The sequence below is a fragment of the Thalassotalea insulae genome (genome assembly GCF_030161395.1).
Lineage (GTDB): Bacteria > Pseudomonadota > Gammaproteobacteria > Enterobacterales > Alteromonadaceae > Thalassotalea_E > Thalassotalea_E insulae.
Genome location: NZ_BSST01000001.1, coordinates 2749892 through 2761963, shown reverse-complemented (window position 1 = coordinate 2761963; position 12072 = coordinate 2749892). Strand labels below are relative to the sequence as shown.

Here is a 12072-nt window from a genome sequence, read left to right as displayed (position 1 = left end):
ATTTTTGTCAAATAATTTTGTAAAACAATTTCAGGACATAATTATGCAAGTTCAAGTTGTTGACTATACCGCAGCAGATGCGCCACAACGTTTTGTTGAAAGCTTAAAATCAACAGGATTTGGCGTATTAAAAAATCATCCTATCCAGCAATCGCTAGTTGAATCTATTTATCAACACTGGTATGAATTTTTTAGTCAGGGCAATCCGCAAGACTTTGCCTTTGATCCGGAAAAGCAGGATGGTTATTTTGCTCCTGAAATCTCCGAAACAGCCAAAGGCCATCAGCAAAAAGACCTGAAAGAATACTATCATATCTATCCTTGGGGCCGTATTCCAGAATCCCTTAAAGAGGAGATATTAACTTATTACCATAATACCTCAGCACTCGCCACTGAACTATTAGATTGGGTTGAAAAACATAGTCCTGCTGATGTCGCAGCAAAATATTCAGAACCTTTATCGAATATGATCAAAGACACACCAAATACCTTACTGCGCGTTCTGCATTATCCACCATTAACCGGGGAAGAAGAACCTGGCGCATTACGTGCTGCAGCCCATGAAGACATAAACCTGTTAACCATTTTACCTGCCGCTAATGAACCTGGGTTACAAGTTCAAGTACAAGACGGCCAATGGCTTGATATTCCAGCTAATTTTGGTCATTTGATCATTAATATCGGTGATATGTTACAGGAAGCCTCTGGCGGTTATTTTCCATCAACCAGTCATAGAGTCGTCAATCCCACAGGGGAAAATGCCACTAAATCTCGGATTTCATTACCATTATTTTTACACCCAAGAGATGAAGTAGTGCTATCTGAGCGTCATACTCAGAAAAGTTATTTGTTGGAACGTTTAAAAGAACTTGGCGTGAAATAACTCCCCTGCACCAGTAGCTTAGCAAAAACGGTTACTGGTGCCCTTGTTTATTCCTTAAGCAAGCCTGAACTTTTCAGAATTATTTGATGATCACAGCTATGATTAACGGTACCATAGCGCCCTTTTTTTCGTGTGAGTATCATTCGTGTTAATAAATGACTCACACAGTTCGAGTTAAAATATTGGAGTTTTCTATGTCGTTTTACCCAGGCCAACGTTGGATCAGTGATGGAGAATCAGATCAAGGATTAGGTACGGTAACGAGCGTTGAGAACAGATTTGTCACTATTATGTTTACCGCCACTGGCGATATCAGAAAATATGCCATAGCCAATGCACCGCTGACACGAGTAATTTTTAACGAAGGGGATATTATCCCAAGCCATGAGGGCTGGCATTTATCTGTCAGTACGATTAATGAAGAAAATGGTCTGATCACCTATAGCGGTAAGCGTCTTGATAACGGCGAACTTGCCGAGCTTAAAGAAGTAATGATAGATCATTTTATTAAGTTCAATAAGCCTCACGACCGCTTGCTCAATGGCCAGGTTGATCGCCTTGACTGGTTTCGTTTACGTAAAGATTGTTTGCAACATCAATTTAACCAGCAGCAATCTGAGCTTACCGGTTTATCCGGTGGTCGCGTCAGTTTAATTCCTCATCAGCTTTATATCGCTGAAGAAGTCGGCAGCCGCTTTGCACCACGTGTATTATTGGCAGATGAAGTAGGTTTAGGTAAAACCATTGAAGCTGGTTTGATCATTCATCAGCAGTTAGTCACCGGACGGGCAAAACGAGTACTAATCATCGTACCTGAGTCACTCATGCATCAGTGGCTGGTGGAAATGCTACGTCGTTTTAATCTTAAATTCAGTATCTTTGATGAAACTCGCTGTCAAGAAATAGCTAACAGCGCCGAACCTGATGAAGAAATCAATCCCTTTAGTGCTGAACAACTGGTATTGGTAAACTTACGTTTTGTTACCGATAACCCTGATTGGTACGAAGCGCTAATCGCCGAAGACTGGGATCTAATGGTAGTAGATGAAGCGCATCATTTGGACTGGCATGTTGACCATGCCAGCACCGAGTATTTATGTATCGAGCAACTTGCTCAAACAATTCCCGGGGTATTACTACTAACGGCAACTCCGGATCAACTAGGACATGAAAGTCACTTTGCTCGTCTGCGCTTACTCGATGCCGATCGTTTCTATGATTACCAAAAATTCACTGAAGAAGAACAACACTACACCGAAGTTGCCGATGCCGCAAACGCATTAGTTGCAAAGCAGCCACTCACTGAAGAACAGTTAAGCACATTAAAACAATTGTTATCTGAAACCGATATCAGTGAACAATTAATGCAACTTAATCAAGCTGATGAGCAGGCTCAACAACACATCAGACAAAAGGTATTAAGTCAGTTACTTGATCGTCACGGCACGGGACGGATATTATTTAGAAACAGCCGTAACACCATTAAGGGCTTTCCTGAGCGCCAGTTGCATCCGACACCATTACCCTTACCTGAACAATATCAGGAAAAAATCGAAGATTTTTTATTAAGTGGTGACCATACAAAATTACAGCAAAGCCCGCAGGCGAAATACCTTACCACACCAGAAATTCTCTACGGACTAGATGGCTTGGAGCCCTGGTATGATTTTGATCCCAAAGTAAATTATTTAATTAATTTACTCAAATCACTTAATAAAGAAAAAGTGTTAGTAATTTGTGCTCATGCCCAAACTGCCATTGAACTGGAGACTGCTTTACGAGTGAAAGAAGGCATGCGTGCCGCAGTGTTTCACGAAGGCTTAAGTATTTTTGAACGCGACCGCGCCGCTGCATACTTTGCACAGGATGAAGACAGCGCCCAGGTATTGTTATGTTCTGAAATCGGCAGTGAAGGACGGAATTTTCAGTTCGCTCATCATCTTGTATTATTTGATTTGCCGACCAACCCAGATTTGCTCGAACAACGCATCGGTCGTTTAGATCGAATCGGACAGACAGATACGATAAAAATTCACGTCCCCTATTTTGAGCACTCCGCACAAAGTATGTTGTTTCAATGGTATCACAATGCGTTAAATGCCTTTGAACATACCTGCATAACCGGTCGGGCTGTTTATGATGATTTCTCAGCGCAATTAACGACTTTAACCTTGAGCGCAGCTCCATCACAAGCGGAAATAGACCAGTTAATTCACTTAAGTCATCAACGGCACTTAGCATTAAAAGCCGAACTCGAATCAGGCCGAGATAAACTGTTAGAACTGAATTCATCTGGGCAAGGCAAAGCCGAACAGTTAGTTGATAAAATTACTGCCTTAGATTGTGAAACTAAACTGCCGCAGTTTATGTTTCAAGTACTGGATGTATTTGGTATTGCTCAGGATGACAAATCAGATAATGCTATCGCACTGCAACCGACAGAACATATGCTTAGTGGCAACTTCCCTTGTTTACCTGATGACGGTACCACCATCACATTCAATCGAGATACAGCTCTAGCCTGCGAAGATTATCAACTACTAACCTGGGATCATCCAATGGTTACTGGTGCCATGGACTTAGTGCTATCAGATGAAGTGGGTAATTCAAGCATTGGACTTTTGAAAAATCCAGCATTACCGGCTGGTACTTTTTTCCTTGAATGTTTATTTACTGTTGAAGCAACAGCGCCAAGCCAGTTACAACTAAACCGTTATCTTCCGGTAACACCTATTCGCATTTTAGTCGACAAAAACGGTAATAACCTAGCAGATAAAGTCAGTGCAGCAGTTTTAGACCAACAACTTACACCGGTGAAAAAACAAGTCGCGTTACAATTAGTAAAAGCATTAAAAGCTCAAGTTTCTCCTTTAGTTAGTAAAGCAGAACAACATGCAGAACTATTAGTTGCTGATATTCAGTCACAAGCGTTAACATCAATGGAAGATAAACTTGGCCAGGAATTTCAACGCTTAACCGCGCTTAAAGCCATTAACCCAAGCGTTCGTCAAGATGAATTAGACTTTATCAACCTACAGCAACAAGAACTGGCAAACTTTATCCACAAAGCGCAGCTTAAGTTTGAAGCAATTCGGTTAATTGTCGTCAGTAACTAGGTAAGCAAAGATATTATGAGCGCTAATCCAGACTTTATTTATCAGCCGCCACTTTCTCCTTATCTCGATATTGTTTATCGAGATGAGGATCTGGTGGTACTGAATAAACCCAGTGGCTTACTAACAGTACCAGGACGATTAACTGAACATAAAGATTGCCTGCAAACCCGGGTACAAAGGGTATTGCCAACAGCCACTGTAGTGCATCGTCTGGATATGGCCACCTCAGGTATTTTATTAATGGCGCTCAACAAAGCTGCCCATGTAAATATCAGCCGACAGTTTGAAAAACGCCAAACCGAAAAACAATATCTCGCCCGTGTTTATGGCCATGTTAAAGAATCATCAGGCGAAATAGATCAACCATTAATTTGTGACTGGCCTAACCGCCCAAAACAAAAAGTCGATCTTCAACACGGTAAAAAAGCGTTAACCCACTATCGAGTACTTAGCTATCAGAACAACAGTACTTTAGTAGAATTAACGCCAGTAACTGGACGCTCTCACCAACTTCGTGTCCATATGTTATCACTCGGCCATCCAATTTTAGGGGATCGTTTATATGCTCATGATCAAGCATTAACTGAAAGCCCTCGTCTACAGCTGCATGCTCACTGGCTGAAAATAACCCACCCTGTTACCGAGCAAGTGCTGACATTTTCAACACCTTGTCCTTTTACTTAAAGCATCTTGAACTTTAGCTGAAGAAATATCATCTTCGGCCGATAACAGGTATAAAATTAATATCGATAAACTAATCTTATGAAGCAACTCTTTATAAAAGCTGTATTAATAATAAATAGTTAAGGAAAATTTGTGCTGCGTTGTTTTTTAATTACTTGCTTTTACTGTTTGATAACATTGAGCTTAATGACGCTCAATAATACCTATGCTGCTGCGCAGCAGCAAGAAGGTCAAGAACAGCCAGCAGAACAAACAAAACCAACAAGCGATACACCTCAACAAAGTGATCAGCAGCAGTCAACAAACACTGATGAACAAACCGTTATTAATAGACAAACTCGCCGAAGTAAAGTAGCTATCGCACCGCCATTAGATAGCAATGAACTGACCACATCCGATCTAAAACATTATCTCCCAGCAGAAGAGCAACAACCACTGTTAGTAGGTCCGGATCAATACCACACCTTAATAACCACCAATGCGGCTGCTAATAACAAAGGCGTGGTGATATTATTGGCGGACTGGCAACAACCTGCCACAAGCCCAAAAGCGATTAACTATTTACGACAAACCATGCCAGAACAAGGCTGGACCACCATTAGCATTCAGCCACCAGCACAACCGGCTAACTACCCATCAACTGCGCTCACATTAACCAAGCAGCAACAAGAAAATAAGCAGGCACTGACAGAATCTCGTGAACAACTGGCTAAAGTGTTAGCTGAGGTGATGAAAAAAGCGCAAACCTATCCAGGTATTATTATCGTTGTTGCCGAAGGACATCATAGCGCTTTATTATTCAGCCTCTATCAGCAACAAATGGCTGAACAACCGATGACATTGATCAGCTTAAGTGCTTTTCTTAATGACGAGGAAGGAAATAAACAAAGTGCCGAAGCCCTGGCAAAAATGGATTTACCGGTATTGGATCTCTACTTAAGAACCGACCATGGTTTGGTTAAACAGGCGGTAAAGTTACGCAAAAAGTCTGTTAATCAGGCATTAAAATCTTACTTCCGACAAAAGGAACTATTTAATAGCCACACAAGTTATTATCCAGAAAAAATACTGCTAAAAGAAATCAACGGCTGGTTAAGATCCCAAGGTTGGTAGTCACAACCAGCCATATGCTAGCTTTTGTTTTGTGCCTGGATCATTTCATAAGCCGCCTGTATATCTTGCGCTTTTTGTTTCGCCACCTCCATCATTTCCGGCGGTAAACCTTTCGCCACAAGCTTATCAGGGTGATGTTGCGCCATTAATTTACGGTACGCTTTTTTAATCACTTTTTCCGGATCGCCTGATGTTACTCCTAATAATTTATAAGCATTTTCCAGTTGCTGTGGACTACCCGCTTTGCGATTACTTTCCCCCTGTTGATGAAAATTGGCACCGGCAATAATCATCTCAAGTAGGCGATCGAGTTCAACAGCCGAAAAACCTAATATTCTTGCGATACGATGCAGTGCGTTACGTTCTTCATTATCTAACTGGCCATCAGCAAACGCCACCTGGATCTGGATTTCCAAAAACAGTAATAATAGGTCTTGGCGGTTAATACAAATACGTTTGAATTTTTTCAAATGTTGCTCTAGCGGAAACCCAGCCATCTTTCCTTCTCGAAACGCATCCTGTGCCTGCTGTCGCATTTGCGTATTGAGACCAAGCTTATCCATATAAGCACTGGCAAAGGCGATTTCATGTTGCGAGACCCGGCCATTAGCTTTGGCAATAAAGCCCATGGTAGTAAAAGTGCAATTAAAGAAAGCAGACTGACGATTTTCTTCTGAAAGCTGAGCAAACTCATCAAAATTAAGCCCAAGTCCTTTATCAAACCTGTGCCCCAGCCATAATCCTAACAAAGCGCCAAAAATACTTTTACTAAGCATTAAGCCAAATAAAAAACCAAAAACTTTACCCCAAACTTTCATTCGTTATTTGCCCTTATGTTGTTGTTTGAGTTGTAAATCCAGCTGTTCAAGCCGTTGTGGTGTACCAACATCCGTCCACAGACCCACTAATTTTTGTCCCGAAACCGCACGTTTTTTGATTGCCGCCTTGATCAAAGGTGCTAACGGCATCACCCGATGCGATAAAAAGTCCTGAAAAAATGACGGTCGATATAATCCCAGCCCACTAAAGGTGTAACTAGGTTGCGGTGTACTTTCATTAATCGTGGTCAATACGTTTCCCTGCAAGGTAAAATCACCCGCTAAATTATGCGATGGATTATCAACTAACCATAAATGTGCAAGTTGTGAAGCTGATAGCTGAGGCAAGCCGCTAAAATCATAATCGAGAAAAATGTCACCATTGACAACTAAAAATGGCTCATCGTCATCTGTTAATTGCGGTAGCGCCTTAATAATACCACCCGCCGTTTCTAACGCACCATCATTTTCCCAGCTATAGCTAATAGATAGACCATAACGGCTACCATCTTGAAGATAACTGACGATTTTCTCTCCGAGCCAAGCTAGATTAATCACGACTTGGTGCACGCCAATACGTTGCAGTTTTCTCAGGTGATAATCTATCAGCGGCACATCATTGACCGTTAGCAAAGGTTTAGGCACATTATCAGTTAACGGCCGCATACGCTCACCACGGCCTGCCGCCAGGATCATCGCTTTCATCAATTAATTCCTTAGTTTTTTATCGCTAAACTTGGCACTAGCTGTTGTTGCACTAATTCACGCAAAAAATTAAGCGTCGGATATTTAGCCGCGATGTCGACGATATAAGACAGAGTTAACGGAATATCTGCTAAATACCCCGGCTTGCCATCCCTATGATACAAACGAGCAAAAATCCCCGCGGCTTTAATATGTCGCTGCAGTCCCATTAAATCAAACCAACGCTGCCATTGCGAATATGAGTACGAAGGAACTAAAGCTCGTTGTTCCATTAATTCAATGTATTGGCGCAATAACTTATCTACCTGCTCTGCTGGCCACTTAACATAACAGTCCCGCAATAACGAAACAATGTCATAAGTCACTGGCCCTTGAACAGCATCCTGAAAGTCAATTAATGCCAATTGTTCTCCAACCAGCATGATATTTCTACTATGAAAATCCCTATGCATAAACACTTGTGGCTGCGCTAATGCGTTGTCAATTAACTCATCAAAGCAGAACTGTAATTTTTGTTGTTGCGCTGCTGATAGCGTTATTGATAAATGCTGATTGATTAACCATTGTGGAAAAATATCCAGCTCCCGCTGAATAAATGCCTGATCATACAGCGGCAATTGTTCACTGGTGACTTGTGCCATCTCCGGCAATAATTGCATCGCCTGCTGATAATAGGACATCATGCTTTTTTCTGTTAACACATCGGCTAACAGGCAATCCCCTAAATCTGTCAAACAGATAAAACCTTGTCGCGGTTCAAATGCAATCACTTCTGGCACATTAATATCAACCGCTTGTAAACGCTGCGCAATATCGATAAATGCAGCATTATTACATTTATCACCGGGGGCATCGACCGCAATAAAAGACTGATTATCATTAATAAATCTAAAATACCGGCGAAATCCAGCATCCCCCGACATATCATCAAGTTCAATCGATGTTATGGAAAAAGTATCTGCCAACCACTGAGATAATTGTTGTTTTCTCTTATCTACCAAAAATCTTACCTTAAAATTCACTAAAGCGCCCAATATAACGAATTCGCATAGCAATGAAAATTGCTATATTATTAACGAGTTTAACGTTAAAATAATGACTGATGCGCTCTTTTATGGTTAATCCCTGTAAAACAGCTAACAATAAATACTATTTCCCGGACCGTTAATGCCTTTTTTTCGTACATCGCTATTATTATTTATTGGCACATTAACTAGTTATCAAGTCACCGCCCAATCTTCTGTACCCGCTACTAATACGCCTGTTATCTGTCCGGTGCCTAGTTATTCAAAAATTCAACCAGACAAAGGTCTCATTGACGTTAACGCCATTAATATCTGGTCAAATGAGTCTGTAATAGAAAAAGGCCAGTTTGCCAAATTTTCAGGCGGTGTCACTCTGTTAAAAAAAGATCATACCGTTGTTGCCGACGAAATAGAAATAAACCAGTTAACCTCGTTTGTGAACGCTCAAGGGAATATTCACTTTCAAAATCAAGGGGTCGATATCTTTGCTTCGCAACTCAAGGCAAGTAAAGAACTAAGAGCGACGGTATTAACAGACTCAGCTTATCAGTTGGCCAATAACCCTGGCCATGGCCAGGCAGGTACAATAGCTGTAACTGCAAATGGTACCTTAAGCTTAGTTGATTCCAGCTTTACTACTTGCTATGGCGAAGTGCCAGATTGGCAATTGCAAGCCAGTGAAATTAATATTTCAATGACAGAAAATCATGGCGAAGCCTATAACGCCAGATTCAAGTTGTTTGGCGTACCTGTATTATATATTCCGTATTTTTCATTTCCGGTAAATAATGAAAGAAAATCGGGATTTTTATACCCTAAGCTCAGTACTAGCAGCCGCTCTGGCCTAACCGTAGAGCTGCCTTTTTATTGGAATATCGCCCCCAATATGGATGCCACGCTAACGCCAAGATATATGTCAAAACGCGGCGTCCAATTGTTATCTGAATTTCGCTATTTATCTGGCTTACAGCAAGGGGCAATTAATATTGAGTACCTTAATAAAGATGATGAATTAAAAAATAGTAACGATGCCCGTTATTTAGCACGCCTCCAGCATATTGGCACCTTTTCTGATAATTTCCGTGCCTACGTAGACTATACCACCATCAGTGATGACAACTATTTAGTGGATATTAACAGTGAACAATATAACTCTAACGATGCTTATTTATACCAAATAGCGGAACTGGCCTACTTTAAAGAAAATTGGCAGGCAAAAATATTACTGCAAGATTTTGAAGTGCTAGGGAATCATCAAACCAGCTATAAAACCCTGCCTCATATCGAATTTAAAAGTTTTCAGCCGCTATCATTTCTCAATGGTCGATTTGATATTTATTCAGAAATCACCCGCTTTCAAAGTGACAATTTAGCCCTACCGGAGGCAGATCGTTATCATATAGAAGCTGGTACCATCTTTCCGTATTCAACACCGGCTTGGTTTTTTAATTCAGAGTTTAAATTACTGCAAACGAATTATTATCAAAAACGTATCGCTAATCATAGTCAGCTGGAAAAAAATGTTTCCCGCACTTTACCGAAAATACGTTTTCACGGTGGGGTTAATTTCGACCGACCAATGAGATTCGGCAAACGTGACTACACTCAAACGTTAGAACCTCAATTACAATACCTCTATATTCCTGACGAAGAGCAAAATAATATTGCGCTTTACGATACAACCAGCTTACAAGACGATTATAACGGCCTGTTTCGTGATAAACGTTTTAGTGGTTTAGACAGGATAGCCCAAGCAAATCAATACTCCTGGGGACTAACCAGCCGCATTCTAAATCCGTTAAGTGAAGAAGTATTCCGCATGAGTGTTGGTCGTATTGTTTATCTCAATAACAGCAACAGCCCCCTCAATAATGAGCAAAGTATCAACACCGATGAGTCAGCGCTAGCAACTGAAGTCTTTATGCAGATAAACCGTCATTGGCAGTTTAGTGGTGATATTCAATATAACACTAAAAATAACAGTACCAATAAAAGTCAAAGTACTTTAGATTACCTGTTTGATAAAAACCGCTCAATTCAATTGAACCATAGATACACTCGTAATGTCTCAGGTACGAGTCTCGAACAAGTTTCTTTACTGGCTAACCTTGCAATAAATAAAGATTGGCAGTTTGTCGGACGTTTAACACAAGACTTACAAAAGAAAAGAAGTTTGGAAAGCTATGTTGGTTTGCAATACCAAAGTTGCTGTTGGGCAATACGCTTTGCGTATCATCGACATATTAATTCAAATTTAGACGAGCAAAACTTTAATAGTGAAAACCGCGATGAATTCGATAGCGGTTTCATGATACAGTTTGTGATAAAAGGATTAGGTGGCGAACAAAAACCGGTAACAACTGATGAAATGTTTAATTCCAGTATATTTGGTTATAAACGCCCTTATTTTCTCAACAATTAATGATAGATATAGAACTTAAATGAAAACCATATTAAAAATTTGTGCATTATCCGCTTTGCTTATGGGTACAAGTCCCCAGGCAAAGGAAGTTGAATTAGATAGAGTCGCCGCAGTTGTAAACTCAGGGGTGGTATTAGAATCAGAAGTTAAAGAGTTAATTGCCAATATCAAAACACAGGCAAGCAAAAACGATCAAAGCTTACCAAGTGATAAAGCGTTACGCGTTCAGGTCATGGATAAGCTGATCAATGATCAACTCATTGCACAAATTGGTGAACGAATGGGGATCCAGATCAGTGATGCACAATTAGATCAAACCTTAACCAATATGGCGCAAGGCAACCAATTGACATTAGAAGAGTTTCGTCAATCTATCGTAAGCGAAGGACTGGACTATGAAAAATATCGCGAAAATGTCCGTAACGAATTAGTTTCCGGTGAAGTCAAACGTAACAGTGTTCGCCGTCGTATTTATATTTCACCGCAAGAAATTACTAACCTGCTTTCAGCAATGAAACAACAAACCAATAACGATATCGAATACCGATTGGGGCATATACTCATCGAATTTCCGCCTGAACCAACACAAGAAGATATGAATGCAGCAAAAGAACGTGCTGACAAAGTCATCGAATTGCTTAATAAAGGCAGTGATTTTACCAAAATAGCGATTGCTTCATCAGGTGGCGCCGAAGCGTTAAAAGGTGGAGATTTAGGCTGGAAGAACATTAATGAAATGCCGACCCTGTTTTCAGAAATCATCGATGGGAAAGATAAAGGGTCAGTATTTGGACCAATTCGTACCGGCCTTGGTTTTAGCATAGTGAAAATTCTCGATATTCGCGGTCGCCAAATAGTCGAAGTTGAAGAAATTAATTCGCGCCACATTTTGATCGAACCTTCGATAATTTTAAGTGACGCTAAAGCCGAACAAATGCTAAAAGAGTTTAGAGAACAGATTTTGGCGGGTGAAGCCGACTTTGGTGAAATGGCGAAAGAGCATTCAGACGGACCAACCTCTGTCAAAGGTGGGGAACTCGGCTGGACAGATCCGAAAGTTTGGGATCCAGCATTTGCCGACGCACTAGCTAAATTAAAAATAGATGAAATTTCAATGCCGTTTCGTACATCGTTTGGCTGGCATATAGCCCAACTCACCGGCCGTCGCACCTTAGATGCGACACAACAGATGAATGAAAACCGTGCCTACCAATTGTTATATAAACGAAAATTTTCTATGGAAAGCGCGCGCTGGCTCAAAGAACTACGCGATGAGGCCTATATTGAGATGATGGATTAGGACGCT

Annotated in this window: 9 protein-coding genes; 6 read left to right on the top strand and 3 right to left on the bottom strand. The window is 40.8% G+C overall.

Features of this window, described 5'->3' with window-relative positions:
• Positions 1 to 43: 43 nt before the first annotated feature.
• The 4 genes from QQK06_RS12520 (at position 44) to QQK06_RS12505 (ending at position 5796) form a co-directional block, all read left to right on the top strand.
• Complete coding sequence (locus QQK06_RS12520) at positions 44 to 883, top strand: 2OG-Fe(II) oxygenase family protein (RefSeq protein ID WP_284245041.1); 840 nt, start codon at positions 44 to 46, stop codon at positions 881 to 883.
• A 194-nt stretch (positions 884 to 1077) separates the two neighbouring features.
• Positions 1078 to 3999, top strand: a complete 2922-nt coding sequence (gene rapA / locus QQK06_RS12515) for an RNA polymerase-associated protein RapA (RefSeq protein WP_284245040.1) — start codon at positions 1078 to 1080, stop codon at positions 3997 to 3999.
• 15 nt (positions 4000 to 4014) lie between these two features.
• On the top strand, positions 4015 to 4683 hold the full coding sequence (rluA, locus tag QQK06_RS12510; protein WP_284245038.1) for a bifunctional tRNA pseudouridine(32) synthase/23S rRNA pseudouridine(746) synthase RluA: 669 nt from the start codon (positions 4015 to 4017) through the stop codon (positions 4681 to 4683).
• A 186-nt stretch (positions 4684 to 4869) separates the two neighbouring features.
• Positions 4870 to 5796: a DUF3530 family protein gene (locus QQK06_RS12505; RefSeq protein WP_284245037.1), complete on the top strand. Its 927-nt coding sequence runs from the start codon at positions 4870 to 4872 to the stop codon at positions 5794 to 5796.
• Between the two features lie 17 nt (positions 5797 to 5813).
• On the opposite strand, the gene djlA is transcribed toward QQK06_RS12505, so the two are convergent.
• The 3 genes from djlA to QQK06_RS12490 are packed head-to-tail and all read right to left on the bottom strand — an operon-like array spanning position 5814 to position 8320.
• Positions 5814 to 6614: a co-chaperone DjlA gene (gene djlA, locus QQK06_RS12500; RefSeq protein ID WP_284245035.1), complete on the bottom strand. Its 801-nt coding sequence runs from the start codon at positions 6612 to 6614 to the stop codon at positions 5814 to 5816.
• 3 nt (positions 6615 to 6617) lie between these two features.
• A complete protein-coding gene (murU, locus tag QQK06_RS12495) occupies positions 6618 to 7319 on the bottom strand; it encodes an N-acetylmuramate alpha-1-phosphate uridylyltransferase MurU (protein WP_284245034.1) in 702 nt (233 codons plus the stop codon).
• Between the two features lie 11 nt (positions 7320 to 7330).
• Positions 7331 to 8320 (bottom strand): aminoglycoside phosphotransferase family protein, encoded by a 990-nt coding sequence (locus tag QQK06_RS12490; RefSeq protein WP_284245033.1) that lies wholly within the window; start codon positions 8318 to 8320, stop codon positions 7331 to 7333.
• A 166-nt stretch (positions 8321 to 8486) separates the two neighbouring features.
• Here QQK06_RS12490 and QQK06_RS12485 point away from each other — a divergent pair, with 166 nt between their 5' ends.
• A complete protein-coding gene (locus tag QQK06_RS12485) occupies positions 8487 to 10766 on the top strand; it encodes an LPS-assembly protein LptD (RefSeq protein ID WP_284245032.1) in 2280 nt (759 codons plus the stop codon).
• A gap of 19 nt (positions 10767 to 10785) precedes the next feature.
• The gene (surA, locus tag QQK06_RS12480; protein ID WP_284245031.1) at positions 10786 to 12066 is read left to right on the top strand and encodes a peptidylprolyl isomerase SurA; all 1281 of its coding nucleotides are present in this window, start codon (positions 10786 to 10788) and stop codon (positions 12064 to 12066) included.
• The last annotated feature ends 6 nt before the right edge of the window (positions 12067 to 12072 follow it).

Excerpts from the sequence above, each read along its gene's own strand:
- djlA (WP_284245035.1), bottom strand. The coding sequence starts at position 6,614 with ATGAAAGTTTGGGGTAAAGTTTTTGGTTTTTTATTTGGCTTAATGCTT.
- QQK06_RS12520 (WP_284245041.1), top strand. The coding sequence starts at position 44 with ATGCAAGTTCAAGTTGTTGACTATACCGCAGCAGATGCGCCACAACGT.
- surA (WP_284245031.1), top strand. The coding sequence starts at position 10,786 with ATGAAAACCATATTAAAAATTTGTGCATTATCCGCTTTGCTTATGGGT.
- murU (WP_284245034.1), bottom strand. The coding sequence starts at position 7,319 with ATGAAAGCGATGATCCTGGCGGCAGGCCGTGGTGAGCGTATGCGGCCG.
- QQK06_RS12505 (WP_284245037.1), top strand. The coding sequence starts at position 4,870 with ATGACGCTCAATAATACCTATGCTGCTGCGCAGCAGCAAGAAGGTCAA.
- rluA (WP_284245038.1), top strand. The coding sequence starts at position 4,015 with ATGAGCGCTAATCCAGACTTTATTTATCAGCCGCCACTTTCTCCTTAT.
- rapA (WP_284245040.1), top strand. The coding sequence starts at position 1,078 with ATGTCGTTTTACCCAGGCCAACGTTGGATCAGTGATGGAGAATCAGAT.
- QQK06_RS12485 (WP_284245032.1), top strand. The coding sequence starts at position 8,487 with ATGCCTTTTTTTCGTACATCGCTATTATTATTTATTGGCACATTAACT.